At 63.2% G+C, this 22,868-nt stretch carries 19 protein-coding genes and 1 pseudogene; 2 read left to right on the top strand and 18 right to left on the bottom strand.

The annotated features are described in order from the left end of the window. Positions 1–178: 178 nt before the first annotated feature. The 3 genes from BKK79_RS34275 to BKK79_RS34265 form a co-directional block, all read right to left on the bottom strand. Positions 179–514, bottom strand: a complete 336-nt coding sequence (locus BKK79_RS34275; protein WP_071040065.1) for a type II toxin-antitoxin system RelE/ParE family toxin — start codon at positions 512–514, stop codon at positions 179–181. After that, positions 514–798 carry a type II toxin-antitoxin system Phd/YefM family antitoxin gene (locus BKK79_RS34270; RefSeq protein WP_071040562.1) on the bottom strand — a complete coding sequence of 95 codons (285 nt, stop codon included), beginning with the start codon at positions 796–798 and terminating at the stop codon, positions 514–516. Before BKK79_RS34270 ends, BKK79_RS34275 begins: the two co-directional genes overlap by 1 nt. A gap of 180 nt (positions 799–978) precedes the next feature. Then, positions 979–1,377: a hypothetical protein gene (locus BKK79_RS34265; protein WP_071040064.1), complete on the bottom strand. Its 399-nt coding sequence runs from the start codon at positions 1,375–1,377 to the stop codon at positions 979–981. Positions 1,378–2,524: 1,147 nt separating this feature from the next. Between BKK79_RS34265 and BKK79_RS34260 the strand changes: the two are divergent. Continuing rightward, a pseudogene (locus BKK79_RS34260) lies at positions 2,525–2,737 on the top strand (transposase); the annotation flags it as partial. Positions 2,738–2,955: 218 nt separating this feature from the next. On the opposite strand, the gene BKK79_RS34255 reads toward BKK79_RS34260, so the two are convergent. The 11 genes from BKK79_RS34255 to BKK79_RS34205 form a co-directional block, all read right to left on the bottom strand. Then, positions 2,956–4,920, bottom strand: a complete 1,965-nt coding sequence (locus BKK79_RS34255; RefSeq protein ID WP_071040063.1) for a sigma-54-dependent Fis family transcriptional regulator — start codon at positions 4,918–4,920, stop codon at positions 2,956–2,958. Between the two features lie 122 nt (positions 4,921–5,042). Further along, on the bottom strand, positions 5,043–6,617 hold the full coding sequence (locus tag BKK79_RS34250) for a GMC family oxidoreductase (RefSeq protein ID WP_071040062.1): 1,575 nt from the start codon (positions 6,615–6,617) through the stop codon (positions 5,043–5,045). Between the two features lie 80 nt (positions 6,618–6,697). Further along, the gene (locus BKK79_RS34245) at positions 6,698–7,288 is read right to left on the bottom strand and encodes a gluconate 2-dehydrogenase subunit 3 family protein (RefSeq protein ID WP_198173372.1); all 591 of its coding nucleotides are present in this window, start codon (positions 7,286–7,288) and stop codon (positions 6,698–6,700) included. A gap of 122 nt (positions 7,289–7,410) precedes the next feature. Continuing rightward, positions 7,411–8,181, bottom strand: coding sequence for a lipoate--protein ligase family protein (locus BKK79_RS34240; protein ID WP_071040061.1), 771 nt, complete (start codon positions 8,179–8,181; stop codon positions 7,411–7,413). After that, the gene (locus tag BKK79_RS34235; RefSeq protein ID WP_071019685.1) at positions 8,181–8,918 is read right to left on the bottom strand and encodes a 2-oxo acid dehydrogenase subunit E2; all 738 of its coding nucleotides are present in this window, start codon (positions 8,916–8,918) and stop codon (positions 8,181–8,183) included. The genes BKK79_RS34240 and BKK79_RS34235 overlap by 1 nt, the downstream gene beginning before the upstream one ends. Further along, positions 8,915–9,166: a lipoyl domain-containing protein gene (locus BKK79_RS34230; protein WP_071019686.1), complete on the bottom strand. Its 252-nt coding sequence runs from the start codon at positions 9,164–9,166 to the stop codon at positions 8,915–8,917. The genes BKK79_RS34235 and BKK79_RS34230 overlap by 4 nt, the downstream gene beginning before the upstream one ends. Next, entirely contained in the window at positions 9,163–10,236 is a 1,074-nt protein-coding gene (locus BKK79_RS34225) for an alpha-ketoacid dehydrogenase subunit beta (RefSeq protein WP_071019689.1), read from the bottom strand. The genes BKK79_RS34230 and BKK79_RS34225 overlap by 4 nt, the downstream gene beginning before the upstream one ends. 30 nt (positions 10,237–10,266) lie before the next feature. Then, on the bottom strand, positions 10,267–11,277 hold the full coding sequence (locus BKK79_RS34220; protein WP_071019690.1) for a thiamine pyrophosphate-dependent dehydrogenase E1 component subunit alpha: 1,011 nt from the start codon (positions 11,275–11,277) through the stop codon (positions 10,267–10,269). Positions 11,278–11,581: 304 nt separating this feature from the next. After that, positions 11,582–12,808 carry a hypothetical protein gene (locus BKK79_RS34215; RefSeq protein ID WP_232346389.1) on the bottom strand — a complete coding sequence of 409 codons (1,227 nt, stop codon included), beginning with the start codon at positions 12,806–12,808 and terminating at the stop codon, positions 11,582–11,584. A gap of 77 nt (positions 12,809–12,885) precedes the next feature. Next, the gene (locus BKK79_RS34210; protein WP_071022476.1) at positions 12,886–13,968 is read right to left on the bottom strand and encodes a 2,3-butanediol dehydrogenase; all 1,083 of its coding nucleotides are present in this window, start codon (positions 13,966–13,968) and stop codon (positions 12,886–12,888) included. Positions 13,969–14,311: 343 nt separating this feature from the next. Next, complete coding sequence (locus BKK79_RS34205; RefSeq protein ID WP_197523991.1) at positions 14,312–16,336, bottom strand: sigma-54-dependent Fis family transcriptional regulator; 2,025 nt, start codon at positions 16,334–16,336, stop codon at positions 14,312–14,314. A gap of 905 nt (positions 16,337–17,241) precedes the next feature. On the opposite strand from BKK79_RS34205, the gene BKK79_RS34200 reads away from it, so the two are divergent. After that, positions 17,242–17,829, top strand: coding sequence for a LysE family translocator (locus BKK79_RS34200; RefSeq protein ID WP_071019695.1), 588 nt, complete (start codon positions 17,242–17,244; stop codon positions 17,827–17,829). 27 nt (positions 17,830–17,856) lie between these two features. On the opposite strand, the gene BKK79_RS34195 is transcribed toward BKK79_RS34200, so the two are convergent. The 4 genes from BKK79_RS34195 to BKK79_RS40805 all read right to left on the bottom strand — a co-directional run bounded on the left by BKK79_RS34195 (position 17,857) and on the right by BKK79_RS40805 (position 22,794). Beyond that, positions 17,857–18,693: a helix-turn-helix transcriptional regulator gene (locus tag BKK79_RS34195; protein WP_071040060.1), complete on the bottom strand. Its 837-nt coding sequence runs from the start codon at positions 18,691–18,693 to the stop codon at positions 17,857–17,859. Between the two features lie 290 nt (positions 18,694–18,983). Beyond that, positions 18,984–19,523, bottom strand: a complete 540-nt coding sequence (locus BKK79_RS39640) for a GNAT family N-acetyltransferase (protein ID WP_418235921.1) — start codon at positions 19,521–19,523, stop codon at positions 18,984–18,986. Positions 19,524–19,773: 250 nt separating this feature from the next. After that, the gene (locus tag BKK79_RS41325) at positions 19,774–20,832 is read right to left on the bottom strand and encodes an AbiJ-NTD4 domain-containing protein (RefSeq protein ID WP_071040059.1); all 1,059 of its coding nucleotides are present in this window, start codon (positions 20,830–20,832) and stop codon (positions 19,774–19,776) included. A gap of 513 nt (positions 20,833–21,345) precedes the next feature. Continuing rightward, positions 21,346–22,794, bottom strand: coding sequence for a hypothetical protein (locus tag BKK79_RS40805; protein WP_157128596.1), 1,449 nt, complete (start codon positions 22,792–22,794; stop codon positions 21,346–21,348). Positions 22,795–22,868 lie beyond the last annotated feature (74 nt).

Here is a 22,868-nt window from a genome sequence, read left to right as displayed (position 1 = left end):
TCCGCCCATGGCGCGTCAGCACTGGAATGGCGCTTGACGGTCGGCAGGCGAGAGTTGGAAGACGAGGCGGCCTGCGGTTCGAATCCTGCCGCCCCGACTCGAGGTGATGGGAGGCGATTGGCCTTTGCCCCGGGGATAAATCATCGATGCGAAGGTTCGCGTTGCGGGTCGACCCTTCTCACGCCTGCAGGATGATTTTCTGCAGCAGGCTAGTCAGATCTCGACGCTGATCGATGATCAGGTGAATATAGATCGTGTCGTCCCTGAATTCATAAATGATTCGATTCTTTCCGCAAGGCACTTCGCGGAACCTGTTCGCGGTCAGCCCACTGAGCTCATCGACGATATGGCCGCATTCCGGAAACTCTCGGATGCGAGTGATGGACGCCTGGATCTGCGCATAGGAGTCTTCCCAGACGGCTATGCCAAATGCATCCACAACGTAGCGGCGCACCCGCTTCAGTTCGCTTCTGCCGCTGTCGAGAAGCTTCGCCTTCAGCAAATTGGAGGCCATCAGCGCCGTTTTTCTTGCCGGTCCAGTTCATCCAGTTCGGCAAACACATCATCGATGTCGGAAAACTTCTCCTGCTCGATCTGCTTTTGCCCAAGGGCCAGAATCTTCAGCAAGGCCAATGTCTGCCGGTCCGCTTCATAGCTGCGCACGTCTTGCACAACGAGCTTGGCCTCACCGTTTTGGGTGATGATCAATGGCTCACCGGACTCGGCGAGGTCCTTGACGATCTGTGCAGCTTCACTTTTGAGATAGCTGATTGGTTTGACGTGATCCGCGATTCGCATTGCACGGCTCCTGTGGATAGCAATGATGGACTGAATATAGTCCGTTAACAGTCCGGCGTCAATTCTGCCCGCGCGCATGGCCTTCTCCTTCTGCAGCAGATCGTCCAGTCACACCTGCCGCTGGGCGCCGGAAGCGGATGAAGATGGCGCCCGGGGTCCGAACCCCACGAGTCGTGGCTGCTAGATACCATGCGTGGCAGACAGGCCGGCGGACGGATCCGGGCCGGCGTCGAGCGACCGCTCCCTTGCTGAGCGGAAATAGAGGGACGGGGGATCCAGCGCAAACAGACCCAGGATCGGCGGGGGATAGGCTATCGGGTCGACCAGGGCGAGCGTACCCGGGGCAGCCGCGAAGAAAACCTGGCCGAGTCGGAGCATGCTCTGTGCATCGACGCCGCAAACATAGTAGTAAGTCTGGCCTTCCCACTCGATCCAGCCCGCCCGGTATGGCTCGGACAGTGCCACGCTTGCCACGGGATCCCGTTCTCGATAACGCCGGATTGCCAGGCGGAGCCAGTTGAGATGGCGCTGATGGAAATCGAGGGCAAGCCGCTGATGCTCTGGTGTGTCGTCTTGCATTGGATGATTGCCTTTTCTGAGGTCGGCCTGAGTCCTGCCGGCTGTTCGGGATGGCAAAGGCGATGCAATGAAGCGTCGGGCAGCCTTGGCGGATGGCGCCAGCAGTGGATGCAGAACAGGAAGCCCGGCGGCAGCCGAGGCTTTAGAGATGGCGCCGACTATCGCATCCAGGCGATCCGGGCATGTGTTCCGTCATATCGATGACCCCAGTCTTGTTTTAGTGGCATTGATTTGCTCTTCTGCGCAGGCCGTCTGTCGTGGCGAGCGCATGGCGGGCTTTAGCGTAGGTAATGGGGTCAAAAGCTCAAGTAGTCTTTTTGGACTAGAGGCAACCGAAGCGGATTGCGCGAGAACAGGTGGCATGTTCTGCTGCCTTCGCCCAGCCTGAAGCGATGCGGTGCGCCCATCCGTCCGGTGCTGTGTCTCCTGGCCCGATGCCATGCCGATGGCAATTGAGCCGGCGCCGTGAAAGGTCAATCAGGATGGATGGGAAGAAGAATGATATGAATTATCATTTTTATTATCAATTGAGCGCAAAAAAAGGGTATAGGTGTGGGACCCTATACCCTGACGGAATAAGCAACGGGTTGGTTGACGTTGCGGCTGTCACTCTATATTGGGGCGAAGCATTTCTTTATCCCCCGGGCGTCGGGGGCACTCTAAGGTGGGGACAATGAATTGAATGTTATGAATAGCGCCGTGGTCCGAGTGGATGGGGAGGGCGGAGATGTCCAGGGACGTCGAACTCTGGAAACGCTGTCAGAGTATGGCCTGCTCAGTCTCGCGACTGAGCAGGCCGGCGCGATTGGCTCCCTTCCAGACCGGATCTTGACACTGGAATGTGGGATATCGGCTCGCCAGCACGGACGTCGAGAGCGTGGGGCGCGTCGTCCGCCGAGGCGGCCAAGGCCCTGCTCCGGCCCCAGCATCGGGTCGGATAACTGCTGATCTATAGAAGCGTCGGGCTTGATCCTCGGGGCGCCAGATGGCACGGTCCAACGAAGGGACGCTGTTAGCGATGGACGTTCGGGCGTCTGCGCAGCAATCTGGAGGAAGGGCTTAAGCTGCTCAAGCTCCGCAGTCGGCTCGTCGTTTGCGGATCGAAAACGGACATTGACGTGTGAAAGACTAGTCCTAATCTGACAGTGCTTGCAGCGCCGGGCATGCGGTCTCCCAACAAAAGCGCAAGCTGATCGAACAGGGCTTTGGCTGGATCAAGACCGTGGGGCGCATGCGTCAGGTGATGGTGCGCGGCCTGAAGAAAGTCGATCAGATGTTTGTGCTGAGCATGGCCGCCTACAACCTCGTGCGCATGCGCTCGCTGGGAGAAATCCGTCCGCAGTTCCAGCGATCGCGGTAATGAGTCCGGAAATGGGCGAAAAATGCGGAAAAAGTCGATGCTGTGACGCTCAGCTTCCGGATTGTGAAACATAGTGGACTCGCAAGCCTTGCGGGAGAGGCCTCACCGCTTGCGCGGCGAGTACTTCAGCGGCTGGTCAGGTCCCTGCAGCCATAAATCAGGTCCATAATAATTTAAAAATGAAACAAAAAAATAAATAAAAATAGCTTGAAAATATATCACTGCTGATTGGGCGCAACTATCCCATATCGCTCCATCTGCCGATAGACCGTCGCCCGCGCGATCCCCAGCTGAACCGCAACCTGCGTAATGCGCCATTTGTTCCGCCGCAATGCCGCCAGCAGGACTTCGCGTTCGTTGCCGGGAAGCGGCCGCGTGGCCGCCGGCGCGGCTTCTGCCGGGTTTTCCTGCGTGCCCTCAAGGATCTCGGGCGGTAGTGCGTCGGTGTCGATGAAGCCGTTGTCGCTCATGGCCAGCGCGAAGCGCAGCACATTGCGCAATTGCCGCACATTGCCCTGCCAGGAGTAGGCGCGGAGCAGGGCCAGCGTGGCGGGCGCCAGTTCGGCCCGCATGTCCAGCTGCCGGCCCTCTTCTGCGGCGATGCGTGCGATCAGGTAGTCCTTGTCGCGCCGCTCGCGCAGGGCCGGCAGGTGCAAGGTGGCGCCGCACAGGCGATAGTAGAGGTCTTCGCGGAAGCATTGTTCGGCGATCAGCTGGCGCAGGTCGCGATGCGAGGCGGCGATCACGCGCAGGTCTACCGGGATGGGTTTCTCCGCGCCCAGCGGCATCACTTCGCGTTCGGACAGCACGCGCAGCAGCCGGCTTTGCAGGTGCAGCGGCATGTCGCCGATTTCGTCGAGGAACAGCGTGCCGCCGTCGGATTGCGCAATCAGGCCGCGCATGCCTTTACTGCGCGCACCGGTGAAGGTGCCCGGCGAATAGCCGAACAACTCGCTCTCGATCAGCGATTCGGGAATGGCGGCGCAGTTGACCGCGACGAAGGATTTGCCGCGGCGCTCGCTGGCGGCGTGCAACGCCTTGGCCAGGACTTCCTTGCCGGTGCCGGTTTCGCCATGCACCAGGATATTGAGCGGCTTGTTGGCAAGCCGCTTGGCCTGCAGGATCAGCCGCTGCATCTGCGGGTCGCCCGCTCCGAGCGCGTCCAGCGCGGCGCTTGCCTCCGCGCTCGGCAGCGCCGGCTGGGCCCCGGGCGCCGAGGGCCGGCCCGGCGCGCCGCGCGGCGCGATGGCGGTGGCGTAGTACAAGCCGTGGTCATGGGTGCGCACCGCGGTGCGCTCGGACGACATGCCGGCGTGGGCGATGCGCCAGAGCTCGCTCATGTCTTCGCGGAAGACTTCGGTGAGCAGGTGGCCGCGCAGATCCAGGGGCTTGCCGCCGTGTCCTTCGGCGGCGTCGGCCAGCCGCAGCCTGCGCCGGCCTCCGCTGTTGATGCCCCGGATGATGCCGTCGGCGTCGAAGGCGACCATGATCTCGCTGTCCACGTCCACCAGCGACCAGGTCGAGCCCAGCCGCAGGATCCATTGGTCGCGGAAGTAGCGCAGGAAGTTGGCGTCCTCGATCATCTGCGCATACATGGTGGTCATCTGCAGCGCCAGGTGCTGTCCTTCGCGCGGCGCCGGAGCGCTCAGCGCGGAGACGTCGAGCACGCCCAGGAAGCCGCCGGTGGGATCGAACAGCGGCGCGCTGTTGCACGTGAGCGTGATATGGGACACGTCGAAGTGGTCGGTCTGGTGGCAGGTCACCGGCGCCTGCTCGACAATGCAGGTGCCCACCGCGCAGGTGCCGGCGCGCGGCTCGCTCCAGTCCGCGCCGAGGTAGAGCCCGGCGCGCTTGAGCTCGTGGTCCCAGTGGTCGTTGCCGATGAAGTCCACGGTCACGCCGTGGGCGTCGGTCAGCAGCAGCACGCAGTCGAGGGCGGAGACGCGCTTGTAGAGCTGCTCCATGCCGGTACGCGCCACGCCGAGAAAATCCTCGATCTGGTCCTTGTGTTCGCGCAGGCGCTGCGCCTCCACGATATACGCAGGCACCGGCCGGCTCGGGTCGAGGCCATAGTCGTTGAAGCAGCGCAGCCAGGAACGCTCTATCGTGCCCTCGGCCGCGCCGGGCTGCTGCGCAAAGGCGAGCAGGCGCTCGATATGTGCCCGGTGTGCTTGTTGCAGCACGGTTGTCTCCTTGGGCGGTTCATGTGGGGGCTGGCGGCGATCGGATGCCCGGCCCAGCGCTGGCTCTACGCTAATCGATTTGGCCGCCTGCCGCAATGCGGCGGGCGGCCACCCGGCGCGGCTCAGAGTTCGCGACGTTGCAGCGCGCCGGCGATGTACTCGGCCTGGCGGATCGCCAGCGCCACGATGGTCAGGGTGGGGTTGGACGCCGAACTGGAAGCGAACTGGCTGCCGTCGGAGACGAACAGGTTAGGGATGTCGTGGCTCTGGCCCCAGCGGTTGACCACGCCGTCGCTGGCCTTGGCGCTCATGCGGTTGGTGCCCATATTGTGGCTGGCGGGGTAGGGGGGCATGTCGATCACGCGGGTGGCGCCGACCGCCTCCGACATCTTGCGGAACTGGGCCAGCCCATGGGCGCGCACGGCGGCATCGTTGGGGTGGTCGGTCTTGCTCACGATCGGCACCGGCAGGCCGTACTGGTCCTTCTCGGTGGCGTGCAGGGTGATGCTGTTGCGCTCCTGCGCCAGGTCTTCGCCGCAGACCCAGACACAGCTCATGTGGTCGTACATTTCCAGTGCCGAGGAGACTTCGCGGCCCCAGCCGCCCGGCTTCATGAAGGCGGCGGTGAAGGGCAGGCCCAGCGCCAGTCCTTCCAGGTGATAGCCGCCGAAGAAGCCCCGCTTCGTGTCGAGCCGGGCTTCGTCCGAGACCACCGCCGCCAGCGCGGTGCCGCGGTACATATAGACCGGCTTGCGATGGATCGCCACGGCTGCCGCGGTGGTGTGGTTCAGGTAGTTGCGGCCAACCTGGCCGGAAGAATTGGCCAGCCCCTGCGGGAACTTGCTGCTGGCCGAGTTCAGCAGCAGACGCGGCGATTCGATCGAGTTGCCGGCCACGCAGACGACGCGCGCGCGCTGGAACTGGCGCTGGCCGTGCTCGTCGGCATAGAGCACGCCGGTGACCTTGCCGGCGGCGTCGTGCTCGATCTGCAGCACCATGGATTGCGGCCGCAATTCCGCCTTGCCGGTGGCCACGGCACGCGGCACCTCGGTGTAGAGGGTGGACCATTTGGCGCCGATCTTGCATCCCTGCATGCAGAAGCCGATCTGCATGCAGCCCGGGCGGCCGTCATAGGGTTGCGAGTTGACCGCCATCGGCCGCACGATCTCCTTGTAGCCGATCTTGTGCGCGCCGGCCGCCAGCACCTTGTAGTGGTTGTTTTCCGGCAGCGCCGGCAGGCCGGAGGCGGCGGTGGTGGTCACGCCCATCTTCTTCTCGGCGCGATCGTAGAACGGCGCGAGTTCGTCGTAGGTGATGGGCCAGTCGATCAGGTTGGCGTCCTTCACCGCACCATAGGTGCTGCGGTTGTGGAAGTCGTGCGGCATGAAGCGCAGCGCCACGCCGGACCAGTGCACCGTGGAGCCGCCCACGCCCTTGACGATCCAGGCCGGCAGGTTGGGGTAGGTCTTGGTGTGATGCCAGCCGCCGGCCGAGATGCGCTTGTCCAGCCACGAGATCTTGTTGAACATCTCCCACTCGTCGTTCTCGAAATCGGCCTGCGTAAAGTGCTTGCCGGCTTCGAGGATCACGCTGCGTATGCCGCGCTGGGCCAGTTCGTTGGCGAGCGTGCCGCCGCCCGCGCCGGAACCGATGATGACGACCACGCTGTCGTCTTTGAGGTCGAACTTCGTTGCCATGCTTGTCTCCATGCGCCGCTCCGGGGGGCTTGCCGCAGCCCGGGCGGCTTCTTGTCGGGGGGAATGCCGGTGCCGGCGGCTCAGAGCCAGTCGATATCGTCGAAGCCGCGGTGCAGGTAGCCGCCTTTCTCCCAGGATGAACCCTCGTACCCCAGCAGGGGCCACACTGCTTTGTTGTTGTAGAGGCCGGTGACCAGTTCGCCGCGCACCTTCTGGAAGAAGGGCGTGGTCTCGATGGCTTGCAGCAGCGCGACGCGGTCGCCTTCCCTGGCGAGTTCGCCGTAGGGACGGCCGAAGCGTTCGCGTGCCGACGCATCCAGCGCGGCGACGCCCTGCTGCAGCAGGGCGCGCGTGGCCTTGTCGCCGGCGGCGGATTTCTCCAGCGGGGCGATGGCATCGACGTAGTAGCGGTCGGACAGCTTGTCGTGGGGGAAGATGTCGCGCGACATGGCTACCAGCGTGCGCGCGGTGGCCGGGCCAAGCGCGCGGAACGGCGCCGTCATGGCTTCGCGCGGCGGCTGGGCCAGCGCCGCCGGCGTGACTGTCACGCCGATCGCGGCAAGGCCGCCGCCGCGCAGGAAGCCCCGGCGCGAGACGGTGGGCTGCTTGCGCAGGGTACGCATGGTGGTGCCGGTGCCGGTGCCGGGGCCGGCAGGTTGCGGGGATTTCATCTGTTTTGTCTCCATTCGTTGTGGGACCGCGGCGCGGACGTTGTCCGCTCCTTGTCCCGCTCATTGCTTGTTGCCGGCGGCCACCTCCCGCCGCTTTGTCGCGGCTTGTGGGGCAGTGCCATTCAGCACGGGCTGGGCACGGCGTGCGGCGTGCCGAAGGCCGGCGCCGGGCGTGCCCTGGGGCGGCCGTGGCAGGGCTCGCCGAGCACGTCGATCAGCATGTGGTGCAGCCGCTCGGCCAGCACCGTGGCCATCAACGGCGTGCCGAGTTGTTCGGCGCAGGACGTGGTGCAGGCGCGCAGGCGGTCGGCATCGGCGGGATCGCCGCCGAGCGCGGCGCATAGCAGCGGCCAATCGGGCGCTGCGATCAGCGTGCCGGAGGTGAGCAGCACGCCGGTACGCCGGCGCACCTGCGCCAGGCCGACGATCTTGCGCTGGCCCACCACTACCTCCCAGGGCGAGAGCCCACCGAAGCACGCCCACTTCAGCGTATCCGCCGGCGGGGCCAGCCGCACTTCCTCCGGCGGCACCGCGTAGGCTGCAATGCCGAGATCGCGCAGCAGCCCGGCGTGCAGCACGCCCAGCCAGCGGTAGCTCGACACCGTACCGGTGCCGACCAGCGCGTGGCCGGCGGGCAGCACGATCGAAGCCGACAGCATCCAAGGACCGGTCAGCACGGCGCCGCCGCCCGAGTCCCGCTGCGCGACCGGGGTGGCGCAGCCGGTCAGGCGCTCGCGCATGGATGACTGCGCGCAGCCCAGCACGATGCCTGGCGCGGCATAGGTCCACAGGCGCACGGCCGGGCGCAGCACCGGCTCCGCCAGGCGGGCCCGGTTCCAGGCTTGTTCTTCGGTGCAGCCTGCGCCGCTGGCGAGGAAGGCGGGGGCGAGCATCACAGGCCTTCCACGGTTTCCAGCCGCGTCTTGAGGTCGGTCAGGAAGCGCGCGGCCGGATAGCCGTCCACCGCGCGGTGGTCGAACACGAGGTGCAGGCCCATCATCGGCGCCACCGCGATCCAGTCGTCCTTGACGACGGCCCGCTTGGCCACGCGCGTCACGCCGAGGATGGCGGCCTGCGGCACATTGAGGATGGGCGTGAAGCTGTCGATGCCGGTCATGCCCAGGTTGGTCACGGTGAAGGTGCCGCGCTGGTAGGCGCCGGCCGGCAGCGTGCCGGCGCGCGCGCCGGCGGCCAGGGCGCGGCTCTCCGCCGCGATTTCCGCCACCGTCCTGGTATCCACGTCGCGCAGCACCGGCACCATCAGGCCCTCATCGAGGCTGACCGCGAGGCCGAGGTTGATGTTCGGCATCAGCTCGATCTCCTTCTCCAGCACACGCGCGTTCAGGCGCGGATGCTGACGCAGGGTCAGCGCCACGGCGCGCAGCACGAAGGCCGTCAGGGTGATCTTGCACTCGGGCCCCACGTTTTTCTGCATGGTGTGGCGCGCCAGTTCCAGCAGGGTCACGTCCACCTCGACCGAATGCGCCACCCGCGGCACGGCCCAGCCGGCGCTCATATTGCGGGCGATGGCGCCACGCATGCCTGTCAGGGGCAGCATGAGGCGGTCGCCGGCGTCGGCCGTTGCCGCGGCGCCCGGCCCGCTCAGCACGGAAGCGAGACTGTGGCTCATGATCTCGGCTCCAGCCGGGCGAGCACGGCGCCGCGTCCGAACGTGTCCTGCGCCGCCACTGCCAGCGCGGCGACGATGCCGTCCACGGGCGCGACGATTTCATGGGTAGTCTTGACCAGCTCGGCCACGCCCAGCGGCTGGCCCGCGCTGACCGCATCGCCGGGCTTGACCAGCCATTCCTGCAACAGGGCTTCGGTGCCGTCTTCCACGTCCTGCCAGACGGTGTCGGCCATCGTTACGTCGGTCATGCTGCTTCTCGCTTCAGTTGATAGGAAAGGGGGCGGTCCTGCACCAGGGCGCGGACCTGCGCGGCTATGGTGTCGACCTGAGGAATCACGAATTGCTCGAGCGGGCGCGAGAAGGGGATGGGCACGTCTGGCACCGCCAGGCGCCGCACCGGCGCGCGCAGCGCCACGCTGTCGAGGTTTTCCGCCACGACGGCGGCAATCTCGCCGGACAGGCCGAAGCTCAGGTAATCTTCGTCGGCCACCAGCAGGCGACCGGTCTTGGCCACCGAGCGCAGCACCGTCTCGCGGTCGAGCGGGACGATGGTGCGCAGGTCGATCACCTCCGCATCGATGCCTTCGGCCGCCAGCTGCTCGGCCGCCAGCAGCGATTTCTGCACCATCTGCGAGAGCGTGACGATGGTCACGTCGCGGCCGCTGCGGGCCACCCGTGCCTGCCCGAAGGGAATGGTGTAGGCTTGCTCCGGCACGGCATTGGTACTGCCTTCGAAGTAGGACATCCACGACAGGCCCATGATGCCCTTGTGGTAGCAGAACACGACCGGATTGTCGTCGCGGATGGCCTGAGTCATCAGGCCCTTGGCGTCGTACGCGTTGGACGGTACCACCACCTTCATGCCGGGCATGTGGGCAAAGCTGGCATACAGGCATTGCGAATGCTGGGCGGCATCGTTGTAGCCGCCGCCGATGCCGGTCATCACCACCGCCGGCAGGCCCACGCGCCCGCCGGACATATAGGTGTTCTTGGCGAGGTGGTTGTAGATCTGGTCGAAGCACACGCCGAAGAAATCCACGAACATCAGTTCCGCGATCGGGCGCAATCCTTCCGCGGCGGCGCCGATGGCCGCGCCCATGAAGGCGGTCTCCGAGATCGGCGTATCCATGATGCGATCCGGCCCGAAGCGGTCCAGCAGGCCGGTGGTGGCGCTGAAGATGCCGCCGTACTTGCCGATGTCCTCGCCCATCACGAAGACGCGCGAGTCGCGCTCCATTTCCTGGCCGATGGCTTCGGCGATGGCCTGGGCCATGGTGAGCGTGCGCGTGCCATGGGACGCGCTCTGTGCGGTTTGCATGCTGGTCTCCTGTTTATGCGGGTGCGGGTCTTACTGGACGAAGACGTGTTGCAGCGCTTCTGCGGGCGCGGGGTAGGGGCTGTTGCGGCCGAACGCATAGGCGGCCTCGATGCGGTCCGAGACGCTCTGGCGCAAGGCGGCTTCGGCGGCGTCGTCGAGCAGGCCGCTGGCGCGCAGCGAAGTGCCCAGGGCGTGGATCGGGTCGGCGCTGCGCAGGGTCTTGGCTTCGTCGCGCGGGCGGTAGGTTTCCGGGTCGCCCTGGAAGTGGCCGAGATAGCGGTCGGTCTTGACTTCGATCAGGGTGGGGCCTTCGCCGCGGCGCGCCCGTGCCACGGCCTCGCCGGCGGCGCGGTACACCGCGACGGCGTCGTTGCGCTCCACCAGCACGCCAGGCATGCCATAGCCGGCGGCGCGCACGTCGTTGGAAGGCACCGAGGTGGAGGCGGATTTCTCCACCGAGATGCCGTACTTGTTGTCCTCGCAGACGAACACCACCGGCAGCTTCCACAACGCGGCCAGATTGAGCGACTCATGGAACGAGCCCTGGTTGGCCGCGCCTTCGCCAAAGAAGGACACGGCCACCCAGTCCTTGCCCAGCTTGCGCGCCGCCAGCGCGGCGCCACAAGCCTGCGGGGAGCTCGCGCCGACGATGCCGCTGCAGGAGAACTTGGTCTCGGGATGGAACAGGTGCATGTGGCCGCCCTTGCCGCGTCCGAGCCCGGTGGCCTTGCCGAACATCTCGGCGGTCATGGCATCGAGCGGCACGCCCTTGGCAATGGCGAAGTGGTGCGAGCGGTGCGCGCCGACCACGGTATCTTCCGGGCGCAAGTGCGCGCATACGCCCACGGCCACCGGCTCTTGCCCGGCCGAGAGATGCATCTCGCCCGGCACCGGGCCGGCGCCGATATCGAAGGCCAGGCCTTTCTGGATCCTCGGCGGCAGCTTGCCTTCCAGGTAGACCTTGGCCATGGTCTCTTCGTATTGCCGGATCTCGATCATCTTCTCGTACATCCACAGAAGATGGCTTGGGGTGGGTTCCATTCGGGGTCTCCTCTTGCTTTCGTTTCAGCGGCCGGCTGCGGTGCCGGACAAGCCTTGATCGCAAGAGTGGTGCCAGCGCGGCCGGGATGCGCGGCGCGCGGCGCGGCGCATCCCGCCAGGCCTTGCCGGAGGCGGGATGCGGGAGGAAAAGGCAGGCCTGCCGGCGGGCCCGCGGCAGACATCTGTCGCGCCTTGCGGCGAGACAGATGTCGCATCGGGCGGGACATCTGTCGCCGCAAGCGGCTGCCGCCGCCGGGGCAGGGCAAGGCCACGCCGGGCGCCGATGAGGCCGGTGGAGGGCGCTTCAGCCCGTCTTTTTCGAGAGCCCGTAGAACTCGAAATAGACCGCGTAGATCAGCATGACGTAGTTGAGTAGATCGACCCAGGTAAGCGGATCGCCGCCAAAGCCGGGGACGATCTCCGCTTCATGGAGCACCGCGCCGGCGAACCATCGCGTATAGGCGAAGAAGGAGATCAGCCCAAGTCCCCAGCACGATGCGGCGCGTATCGCCCGGTTGGTGCCGGCGCCGAACCGGTTGGGCCAGTTGCCGGCGACGTTGGCCCAGAAGATCAGCCAGAAGGCGATCCATACGCCCAGCTGCGCAGGCCAGCTTGGGAGCATCGCGCCGATCTTCTCGACGGCGCCGGGCGGGATGAGCACCCATCTGAGCAAGGCCAGATGCACGGCATAGAGCGCCGTGCCCAGCAGGATGTTGCCGCCCAGCGCGGCAAGCGCCATATGGCTTTTCCGGCTCAGCCGGCTCCACGGCCAGTTGTCGAAGATCAGGAACGTCGCCAGCCACGCCACAATGACCGAATAGGACCAGCCGATCGCTACCGGCAGCGGCAGCAGGACCGCATGCGGCGTGGTGGCGGTCGATATGCCGGGGTAGATCAGCAGGAAATAGCCCAGGCCGGTGAGGCAGGCGCCGGCGGCGAGTTGCGCAAGGCCGCTGGCCGCGGGGCTCAGGCCGCTGCCGGACCACGGCCATCCGGCCATGCCCGTCGCCAGTATGCCGAAGCCGTAGAAGCCGATCAGCACGATCAGGCCGGCCGCGCCATAGCCGGCGCCGTTGATGGCGCTGAATGCCGGATCGAGTTCGCCGTAGCCGTAGACGAGTACGGCGGGGAGGGCGAAGGACAGCGCCAGCGTCACGATGGTGGCGAGGCAGCCCCGGAGGGGCTGCCTCAACGCCGAGAATCCGGCCATGCCGAGGTTGAAACCGATGAAAACGAGCACCAGGATGCCCCAGAAGAGGTACATGCCGAACGGCTGGGGAGCATACTGCCAGACGGCCTGCCTGGGGTCCGCGAACAGGCGCCATACGCCAAGGCTGACGCCGTGCACGATCAGGAATACGGCCACGGAGAATGCCAATGGCCGCAGCGCGAATCCGGCAGGCGCGAGCGCTGGTGTGTCTTGAGCTTCGATATTGGGGCTGAGGGGTTCCATGACCGGCATGTCCAGTACGATGAAAGCCCGGCACGCGAGGCGCGCGCGCTGCCCGATGCCCGATGCGCGATGGTGCATCGCGCAGGCTCGCATACCGGTGGGATGGGGAGGGGGCGGCCGCGTCGGTCAACGCGGCCCGTCGGAGCGAGAGGGCGTCAGGCTGTCAAAGCCGGCCGGCTGGCAATCGGCTGGACGATGATCTTGACGTTGCCGTCCTTGTTGTTGACGAGCTCTTCGAAGCCGTGCGACACAATGTCGGCGAGGGAGATCCGCCCTGTGATGAGCGGCTGCACGTCGATGCGGCCATCGGCGATAAAGCGGATCACGTCGGCGAATTCGCCGTTATAGGCGAGCGATCCGATGATTTCCTTCTCCGTCGATACGATCTCGAAGAAATTGAACGCGCTGGGTTCTTCGAAAATCCCCACCATCACGCATTTGCCGGCTTTGCGGATCACGTCGATGGCAAGCTTCGCCGTGGCCTTGTTGCCGATGCACTCGAAGGACACGTCCGCGCCATAGCCGCCGGTCAGCGCCTTGACCTCCGCGATCGCATCGCACTCCTTGGGATCGATGACGACGTTGGCACCGACTTCGAGCGCCTTCTTCTTGCGCGCCGACGACATTTCGAGCGCGATGATGCGTCCTGCGCCGGCCGCCTTCGCGCACATGATCGTGCACAGGCCGATGGTGCCGGCGCCGACCACCACCACCGTCTGGCCGACGATGTTGCCGGCTTTCTTCACGGCATGAAGCCCTACCGCCAGCGGCTCGATCAACGCGCCTGCCTCGGTCGGGAAGTTCTCCGGCAGCTTGTAGAGCAGCTCCGCCGGCACGTTGACGTATTCCGCGAATGCGCCATTGTTCATCAGGCCGGTGAACGCGAGGTTCTCGCAGATGTTGTACAGGCCATGGGTGCAGTAATAGCATTTCCCGCAATGCTGGCAGGCGTCCGCGGTGACGCGTTCGCCGACCTGGAAACCGGTGACGCCTGCACCCAGCTCCGCGATTTCGCCGCTGAACTCGTGACCGAGTATGCATTGCCCCTTCAGGCCGGTGAGCGGGTGGGGATGATCGACCGGGATAAAGACCGGCCCCGCGACATACTCATGCAAGTCCGACCCGCAGATGCCGCACCAATGCACGCGGATCTTTACCCATCCCTCGGCGGGCTTGTCCGGAACGCGCACTTCCTCGACGCGCACATCGTGGCGGCCCCGCCATACGGCGGCCTTCATGCTGGACTGATGCACCGAATCTTCGTTGCTCACGGTTGTGTCTCCATCGTAATTGTGGGGGGGACGACGCAGGCCATGCGGGGGGCGCTGGTTCATGCCTGGCATGGCCTTCGTGCAGCAGGAAAATCGCATGAACCATGCCAGTGAGCACAGCGCACGAGGGCGGGCGACGCAGGCGCTGGGTATGCTGCGGTGCAGTGTGGCGCTGCGTCAGGCGCCGGCGTGGTGAACCGCTGGCCGCGCGCGTTTATCGTTGCGATACAGCAAGATGCCGGCGACGGCCCGGCGAGCTGCGGGCCGCCGGCATGAGACGGCTTGGCTCGGTCCGGTGAGACACCGTGCCTCAGTCCGCCTCGTCCGCCTGAGACGAGGGCGCGGACCCCGGCAAGGATGCCGAACCCGGATAGACGATCTTGTATCGGGCCATCTTGCGGTAGATGGTGGCGCGGCTCATGCCCAGGGCCTTGGCGGTTTCCTTGACGCGCCAGTGATGGCAGGCGAGCATCTGCACGATGTGCTCCCGTTCGAGATGCTCGCCGGGGCGCAGGCCGGCACTGTCGAACGCCTGTGGCGCGACTGGCGGGCTAACCGGCTGCGGTGCCGCCATGGCGCCATCCGCGGCGCAGCGCAGATAATCGGGAAGATGTTCGGCGGCAATGACGCCGGGGGCCGCAGCCAGCGCGCATGCGTACCGCAACGCCATGCGCAGCTGCCGTACGTTGCCGGGCCAGCGATAGCGGCGGATGCATGCCAGCGCTTCGGCGGACAGCGCCGGGCGGCTGCCGTGCGCTTCGGTTTCTTCCGCGAGGAAGAAATCGACGAGCTCGTCGAGGTCGGAGCGATCGCGCAGGGGAGGCAGCCGGAACACCGCGCCGGTCAGGCGATAGTAGAGATCTTCCCGGAAGGTACCGTCGGAGACCATGCGCGCAAGGTCCCTGTGGGTTGCGCAGATCAGGTTGATGTCGACCCGCACCGATTGCTCGGAGCCCAGCGGTACCAGCTCGCTCTCCGCCAGGACGCGAAGCAGCCTGGTCTGCAGCGGCAAAGCCATGTCGCCGATCTCATCGAGGAACAAGGTGCCGCCGTGCGCCTGGAGTATCTTCCCCTTGAGCCCCTTGCGCTTGGCGCCGGTGAATGCCCCTTCCGCGTAACCGAACAGCTCGCTTTCGATCAGCGTATCCGGGATCGCCGCGCAGTTCACGGCGACAAATGCCTGCGACGCACGCAGCGAACCGCGATGGACGGCGAGCGCGAACGCCTCCTTGCCTGTTCCCGTCTCGCCTTGCAGCAGCATGGGAATGCGCCGGTCGACGATCTTGAGCGCGCGGGCGAGATGCGACGAGAATTGCGGGTCGCCGATGACCAGATGATCGCTGGCAAGAGCACGGGGAGCGTGCCCGGCGGCCGGGTGTTCCGGCGACAGCGAAATCGTGCGCAGGGCCTGGCGGGGCGGGCGCAGGCTTGCAAAGAAGCGTCCTGCGCCGCGGGTCAGCCGCAACGGGAACATCTCCATGCCATTGTTCAGGTCGATGACCTGTCCGGCATTCAGGTCGAACAGATGCTGGACGTTCGCCGGTATCGCGGTGTATAGCGCGCTCAGCATGCTCTTTGTCTGCCGGTTCATCGCTACGATGTTTCCGGCATCGTCGAATGCAATCAGCAATTCGGGGTGCAGGCTCAGGTAGTCCTGGCTGCGGTGCAGGTACAGCGTCCACAGATGGCTGGTATCGTGCAGCAGGCAGGCGTTCTCGATCATCTCCGCCGCCTGGCATACCCAGGCGTAGATCAATTCCTGCGAGTCGCGATTCTCGCTGTTTCGCACGGCCGATACGTCCAGTACGCCGGTCAATTCGCCGGATGGCGAAATAATGGGCGCGGCGGTACAGGTCAGGCAGGTGAATGCGGCCCTGAAGTGATCCTCGGTGTGGACGGTAATGGGTTCCTTGTCGGCCAGGACGCAGGCCACCCCGCTGGTTCCTTCGGAGTCCTCGGTGAAATAGCGGCCGTGATACAGCCCATGCTGCCGGTATTCCTTGCGGCGGTCTTCCTGGCCACGGAAATCGATCAGGGCGCCATCGGCGTCGGCCACCAGGACGCAATAGCCCGCTTTGCCGACAATACCGTGCAACCGCTCCACCACCGGGTTCGAGAAGCGCAGCAGGGCCTCGGCACTGCTGCGCCTGTCCTTCAGCTCCGCGGCGCTGATGACGCGCGGGCCGGACGTATTGCCCGGGTCCAGCCGGAAGGTATTGAGCGAGCGGGTCCAGGAGCGGAACAGGCGCGCCTGCGCTGCAGCCTCGTTGAATGACGCCTGGTCGACCACGGATGAGACGCGCCGCGCGTGTTGCAGTGCATAGGACTGGGTCATTTCCGCTTCCTCGACATGCATAACTCCTGTTGCCCGGGGCGTCGGCGTCCGCATCCGCCAGTCCATACCGGCCGTGCCGGACGCGAGAGTCCCGTCGTACTCGCCCGCGCATCGCGCACGGCCCGCCTTTTTAGCATATCCCGCGCTGGCAATCACACCGCATTGCAGCACGCGAAGCGCGCGCGGCACCGCCACGCGGTCGTCTTCATGGTAAAAGTTTCCGGCTTTTGTTACTAATACGGACCATTATCATTGGTATTCCTGTCAGAAAGGATAGGCCACCTCCGCGCCTTCCCGCGCTCCCCGGCGCCACGCCATCTCGCCTGGCCCGCCGGCATGCCGGCGGCAGCGGAAGCGGCAGCCGAAGCCCGCCCTCGATGCTGAGTGATATCACCGACGATGACACCGAGATCATCTTGGTCACAAGGTACGGCGCAGAGGAGGTGCGGCTTGCCCAAGGCATGCGGACATGCGGACGCCTGAATGCAAGCAAAGAGGCCCGCAGTGCCGGCTCGCGCTAGTGAGTCGGAGTAGGGACCCCGTCCAAGGGTGCTGGATGATCGCGCCGGGCAGCAGGAAGGCAGCGCCTGAGGCCATTATTCGATTGGAAGATGGCCGGTCGCTCAAGGTGCCATTGCGTGAGGTCACGGTCGAAGCGACCTGAGTCCCGGGCGGCCGAGATCTGGAACGAATCTTCAGTTGGCGCGAGTCGTGCAAGGTTTCGGCCAGCTACCAGCGGCACTCTCGATGCCGGATGGCGGCTACCGACCCGAAATGGACTGCCACCGTTGCAAAAAGCGGTCGGTCTACGGAAAGCAAAGGGTAATTTTCTTCAATACGTGCGGTCCCATCCCGCTATACCTTCGGGCTCTGTGATTTCTCAACGAGCGTATCGAAGGCAATAGATGAGCCATCTTCTTTCCATGAGCGCCTTTGCCCTGGCTGCATCGATTTCTCCCGGGCCCGTCAACATCGTTGCGTTGAGTACAGGCGCTCAGCATGGACTACGCGCCAGCATGCGGCATGTTACGGGAGCGACCATTGGTTTTACGTTGTTGCTCTTGCTGACCGGGTTGGGATTACACGAAATCCAGAGTCATTGGCCGTATCTGACGAAGTCAATTCAGTGGGCCGGGGTAACGTTTCTGTTTTACATGGCCTACAAGCTCGCCGTCGATGACGGGCGACTCGGAGCGGAGGAGGCAACAAAAGGTCCGTCGTTGCTCTCCGGAGCAGCGATGCAGTGGCTGAATCCGAAAGCATGGCTGGCATCTCTTGCGGGCATGGGGGCATACGCAGCAAACGGCGACCGCATGTTGGTCTGGCAGTTCACGGTAGTCTATTTCGTGATCTGCTATGGATCGATTGCCTGCTGGGCATATGCAGGATCATTTTTGCGTCAATACTTGAGCGATCCCAAGCGGGTCCGGCTATTCAATCGCCTGATGGCGCTGTTGCTTGCGGGCAGCGCCGTCTACCTGCTTCAGGCATAGGCGGCTGGCTCGGCCACGCCCTGGGGCTCAACCACGATACTGGCGAGGCGTGGCCGCCACAAATTGCCGGAAAGTCCGTTGCAGGTGGGCCTGATCGGAGAATCCCGCTTCAATGGCGACATCGGCGATGGCTCGCCCCCGCCTGAGCTCTGACCGGCTGTATTCGATACGGCAATTGATAAGGTACGCGTGAGGCGTCATGCCGTAGCGATCCTTAAAAGAGCGGATCAGATAGGACGCAGAGAGATCTGCTGCTGCACAGATCTCCGCCAGCTTGAGCGAGCGCGTGCAGTTTTCTCGTATGTATTCCGCCGCGCGGACGAGCTTTCGATTCGGGCTCCCAGTCAATGCAGGGGCCGGGCTCAGCGTTTGCTGCACTTCCGAAAAGAAGGTGAGCGCCGCACTATGCTTTTTCAGATGGTCTGCGTGCTCGTCGGTGCATACGGCGTATAGGCGATTCAACCCAGCATACAGGTCAGGCCGAGTCGTCATGGTGGTCGAAAACGCACGAAAGCCGCAGTTGTGACTGAAACCGAGTTCATGCTGAAGATCCATCAGCCAAGAAACGTTCACATAGAACATGCGATACGACCATGGCTGATTGTCGATCGGATTGCAGGCGTGGACATCTTCCGGGTTGATGACCACCACTGCGCCGGCACCCACGTGCTCCTGGACTCTCCCGTTGAGATACGTACTGCGGCCGCCCGTGATCGCACCGATTGAGAACGTGTCATGCGCGTGCTTTGCATAGCAAACCTGGCGACCGCCCTGTATTGAACGAGCCTCGATAAACGGCAGCGTTTCATCGCGCCAGAACGTCGGGGCTATTGTCTCTTTGACCGTAAGGGGCACACTGTTCATCTGGATTCGCGGCTATGTCCACGCTTGGCATTGGGTACTGTAACGCATCCTCGGTCGAGCACGGTGCCCGGATTGGCCCGGGATGTCGGCCGGCCGCTTCTGGCCGATCTCCGCCGCCAGCGACTTCTCTCGACGATCGGCGACGGCCTTTGACGGCTCCCGACCCTGAGCGGTCCTTCGAAATTCTCCAAAGCGGTCGGTCAAAGATGCAGCTTTGCCGTCAGAAGCGGCACTTCTGCCTTGCATGTCCTTCGATTCCGTCTCTGTGCCGCTGCCGGATGGCAGCGATGCTATGGCTTTCGCCGGTCATCGAGTTTCAATTGGCTCGGTATTTGATAGATGACGTACTTGTATTTCGGTATCAGCCTGCGTTCCGCTACGACACCGCCGAGAGATTCGGCAATGCGTCGACTGGGGTAGTTTTCTTCAGCAACAGGATAGGTGAAGCGATCGATGCCCAGTTCGCGGCTTGCCCACGTTGCCACAAGACTAACCGCTTCACGGCCAATGCCTTCGCGGTGGCGATCCTCTCGAATCCAAATGCCCAATTCCGCACTAGGGCTCTTAACGTGATGGAGCCCCGCCAATCCAAGGAATCCCCCGCTATCTCGTTGACGGACTGCAAATACAAAATCCGTTCCTTCGGCTATCGCCGGTAACCACGCTTGCCAGACGAGATCAAAGCTCTCTCTGTCAGGAGGCGGCTCCCATGACATCAAACGAGTCAGTGAAAGCGTGATGCACGGAAATGTAGCGTCAGCGTCACTTGCAGAGAAGGGTTTAATCGAAAGTCGACTAGATTCGATACGGATTTCATCCGGGTGCAGCAACAAGGTTCATCCCCATGTGTTTACCGATGTCGTCGGATTGTGGCCGATGTGCATCGGCCTGTCGAACGTCTCAAAGTGGCCGGTTCGCGACCTTCGCCGGTCGCGAACCGGTCCGCTCTTGCCGACCTGTTGCAGCCGTTCGGCTGATCACTCCCAAGTGACCGCTAGGCAGGCGCAGGATACTACCGCCTACGGTAGTGCCGATACCAAGCACATTTCAGCCGCTTAGGTCTGCAGCGTTCAAACGTAGCTACAGTCGCTTGATCAAGCTCTTGACCCACGACATGCAGAACTCGATGGTTTGATCTATCTGCTGCGGAGTAAAATTTGGCATGTCTTGCGAGCCGGGTCCATGCCCCAAGTCGTTCCGCACATCGCTGTAAAACCGCTGCATTGATTGCCGTTCCCAGCCCTCGATGAATGGGCCGTTCACCTTGCTCTCAAGATGATTCAGGAAGTCGGACACACCTTTCTCATTACCGGTAGTCCACTTTTTGAGTTCGCAAATGATCTTAATCGTGCTTTCCAGTGCCTTAGCAGCGTAGAACGATGGATCGCGGCCGCCGGTGTCTCTGCGATCGATCGCCTCGGCCATGTCAATGCTGACGTTCTTCCATTGAGCGTCCTTCACCAACAGCCAGAATGGTTGCTCTACTTGTCCTTGAAGCTGCTCGTCCTGCGTAATCTGCAAGTACCCATTGTGGTAGTGTAGTGGCATACCAGCTTGCTTTAGGCGCTCGTTCAGCTCATGTACATTCGCTGCGAACGTCCTGTTCATGCCCTCATTGATGGCTCGCACGCTGTTGGACCGCGTGCCAGGAACTGTCATGGGTTTCTGGTGCATCCTGTCTTGCATTTCGGCCTCAGCAAATCGTCGCGGAAACTCAGCGTTCGCTTGAGCTAATTGCTCCTCTCGAGTGCGGAAGGCCAATTCGACGAAGCTTAGGCGACGCTTGACGAACATGTCGGGGTCCAGGTTGTCAGTGAATTTGAGGTTCAGCCACTGCTCGACCACGAAGTTCATGTCGTGCCAACCCGAGTTCGTGTAAGGCTTGCCCATCCACTCGGTCTGGTAGGAGTAGTACTTCTGAGACAGTTCTTTGACCCCGATTTCCATGGACAGGCGGTCGTGAATAGCAGTCCAGATCGTCTTAACACTCTCGTCGACCTTCTTGTCGTACCCGTAGTACTTCCAAATCTGCTCGTTGACGATTCTGTACGCCTGAATAAAGAGCGCAGACTCCTTCTGCCCGACGCTTTCGAACATCCGGCGATTCGCGTACCTGCGAAAGAAGACATCAGTAAGCATGGTCAAATTCTCTCAATCCGCCACTTGGTGGTGACTTTCGAGGCAGGCGGGGTGCCGATAGTCTATCTGAAGCGGTCGTTCGAAGGGGCGGGATCACCGTCCGCTCTTGGTCGATTCTGGACCGACGGAACCCGGATTCGATCCTGATCCTGATCGACCACGTTTCTCCAATTGGCGCGCATTGACATTTACTGGCCATCAGCCAGCATCGGAATCAAGCACTACCCTGCTTATGAGCACACGCAGTCGTACTGATTCGCTAGCAGTTTTGGCGACGCCGAGCCTGGTCGGCGCTCCTCAACAGGGAAGCCCTTCAATCTAAGGGGCAACTCCACCGTCGGGTGAAACGTACGCGCCGGACGATTGGCATTGCCATATACGACGACTTGATGCGCAGTAAGAGTGTCGGCCCAAATTCGTGGGAAGCGATATGGGTAAAGCAATACGTGCTCCCCCGCGGACTTGCAGTGGGCATCGTTGTCTTCGTGATTGCAAAGTTTCCCTACATATGGCTCAACTCACCATCCACCGAAGCTCGACGCCCTGCGCGGTGAGACTATCATTGGCTGCGGCCATGACGGCACGCACGTTGTCGGCCAATTCGCTGGCTAAGAGTCCCGGCTGAACCGCATGCACGGATAGCGTAATGGCAATGGGATCATGCCTACGCACCAGATCCAAGACGGCATCACGGTTGCTAATCAGACAAGGGGAATGACCGCGATTTCGACGTGGCAGCGTGCGGCGATCGATATGCCGAAGCAGTTCATCCTTCCGTTGGAATCGGGCTGACTTCACTGCCTGCCCGGCCAGCTCGTACACGTCGTCGACGCGATCGCCGGATACCAGTCCGCCGGCGGCTTTGCAGTGATAAAGCGAAATGGCCAGACGATCGCCGGGCAAAGCTTTTCCGACGATGAAGTCAGCAGCCTCGCCTGATCGATGATCAAAGATGATGAAGTCAGCCCCCAAAGTGCCGGTGAGATGCTCTTGCAGGAATCGCTGTACGGTCATGCGATTGGGATCGGTCGTGTCAAACTCGACATGGATATCGCAATTCGTCCAGTCGTGGGCCACTAGACTTTCCGGACGGATTGCTGTGCGTGCCAATCTGCGCTGCAGCGTGCCATGTGTGAAGGAGTCCAGCTCCTTTGTAAAGAAGACGAGTCCGTGCTCGTCAAGCCATTCGTCGATGGAGATATTGCCTTCTGAAGTCGCCACACGTATGCGCGGATTTTCCGTCAACAGCTCATATTGGGGGCTTCGACGTAGACGATATCGCACCCGCTGTGAACGGTCATCGTCGCCGATGCGGAACGTCAATGCGGAACCATCCCCGTTGACGGCGACATCGGTAATTTGTAGATCGAGGAGACACGTGACGACTCGGTCTGCATCGTCGCCAATTGTGACCTGTGGATTGTCGCGGTAGGCAACCTTCGGCCAATCTGTCATGCATGCCGACGCAGGGATGCGTTCGAGCGGTTCTCCGAATGGTAGTAGATCGAGACCCGAGCGACCAATATTGATTTGGTTTGCAGTCATGCGCTCGTGAAGCGCCGTCATCCAGTCTAAGATATCCGGGATCGATAGCTTGCCGTTTGACCAGATGCGCCCCCCCGCGCTTGCGCCGATTACTTCTGCCTCTCCGTTGACCTGGCCGCGTCCCATAAAGTGGCCTTGTGAAAAGCTTGCTGCGTCAGTGTCCCGCACGCCACGGTCAGCGTTGCTGCCCGCGACGATGCGGTAGGACTCCGTGGTAGCGGTTGGGGACGTGCTACGGATGCCAATGCTGTAGAACTCTTGATCCGTCATGCCATTCAGCACCTTACGGATCTGGTTGAACGCCAGCGGGGAGGCGTTTCCTTCGAAGAAGAACTCTACCAATTCGGCGTAATGGCGAGCAGAACGGTCTGTGGCGGTAATGAATACAAGATGCGAAGCGGGAAAGAAGCGAACCAAGAAGCATGCATGAGCTGCGTCAACGAGATGATCGTCCCGGTACCAGACGGGAGACCTGACCTTGCCCCTGTTCC

The sequence above is a fragment of the Cupriavidus sp. USMAA2-4 genome (assembly GCF_001854305.1).
Lineage (GTDB): Bacteria > Pseudomonadota > Gammaproteobacteria > Burkholderiales > Burkholderiaceae > Cupriavidus > Cupriavidus malaysiensis.
The sequence above is the reverse complement of the archived record's forward strand: the minus strand, read 5'-3'. Positions and strand labels throughout refer to the sequence as shown.

What these genes read in the sequence shown, in the direction of transcription:
- BKK79_RS34220 (WP_071019690.1), bottom strand. Translation starts at nt 11,277, where the DNA reads ATGGAACCCACCCCAAGCCATCTTCTGTGGATGTACGAGAAGATGATC.
- BKK79_RS34230 (WP_071019686.1), bottom strand. Translation starts at nt 9,166, where the DNA reads ATGACCGACGTAACGATGGCCGACACCGTCTGGCAGGACGTGGAAGAC.
- BKK79_RS34245 (WP_198173372.1), bottom strand. Translation starts at nt 7,288, where the DNA reads ATGAAATCCCCGCAACCTGCCGGCCCCGGCACCGGCACCGGCACCACC.
- BKK79_RS34210 (WP_071022476.1), bottom strand. Translation starts at nt 13,968, where the DNA reads ATGAAGGCCGCCGTATGGCGGGGCCGCCACGATGTGCGCGTCGAGGAA.
- BKK79_RS34275 (WP_071040065.1), bottom strand. Translation starts at nt 514, where the DNA reads ATGGCCTCCAATTTGCTGAAGGCGAAGCTTCTCGACAGCGGCAGAAGC.
- BKK79_RS34240 (WP_071040061.1), bottom strand. Translation starts at nt 8,181, where the DNA reads ATGCTCGCCCCCGCCTTCCTCGCCAGCGGCGCAGGCTGCACCGAAGAA.
- BKK79_RS34250 (WP_071040062.1), bottom strand. Translation starts at nt 6,617, where the DNA reads ATGGCAACGAAGTTCGACCTCAAAGACGACAGCGTGGTCGTCATCATC.
- BKK79_RS34205 (WP_197523991.1), bottom strand. Translation starts at nt 16,336, where the DNA reads ATGACCCAGTCCTATGCACTGCAACACGCGCGGCGCGTCTCATCCGTG.
- BKK79_RS34225 (WP_071019689.1), bottom strand. Translation starts at nt 10,236, where the DNA reads ATGCAAACCGCACAGAGCGCGTCCCATGGCACGCGCACGCTCACCATG.
- BKK79_RS34200 (WP_071019695.1), top strand. Translation starts at nt 17,242, where the DNA reads ATGAGCCATCTTCTTTCCATGAGCGCCTTTGCCCTGGCTGCATCGATT.
- BKK79_RS41325 (WP_071040059.1), bottom strand. Translation starts at nt 20,832, where the DNA reads ATGCTTACTGATGTCTTCTTTCGCAGGTACGCGAATCGCCGGATGTTC.
- BKK79_RS34265 (WP_071040064.1), bottom strand. Translation starts at nt 1,377, where the DNA reads ATGCAAGACGACACACCAGAGCATCAGCGGCTTGCCCTCGATTTCCAT.
- BKK79_RS34215 (WP_232346389.1), bottom strand. Translation starts at nt 12,808, where the DNA reads ATGCACCATCGCGCATCGGGCATCGGGCAGCGCGCGCGCCTCGCGTGC.
- BKK79_RS34270 (WP_071040562.1), bottom strand. Translation starts at nt 798, where the DNA reads ATGCGAATCGCGGATCACGTCAAACCAATCAGCTATCTCAAAAGTGAA.
- BKK79_RS34235 (WP_071019685.1), bottom strand. Translation starts at nt 8,918, where the DNA reads ATGAGCCACAGTCTCGCTTCCGTGCTGAGCGGGCCGGGCGCCGCGGCA.
- BKK79_RS34195 (WP_071040060.1), bottom strand. Translation starts at nt 18,693, where the DNA reads ATGAACAGTGTGCCCCTTACGGTCAAAGAGACAATAGCCCCGACGTTC.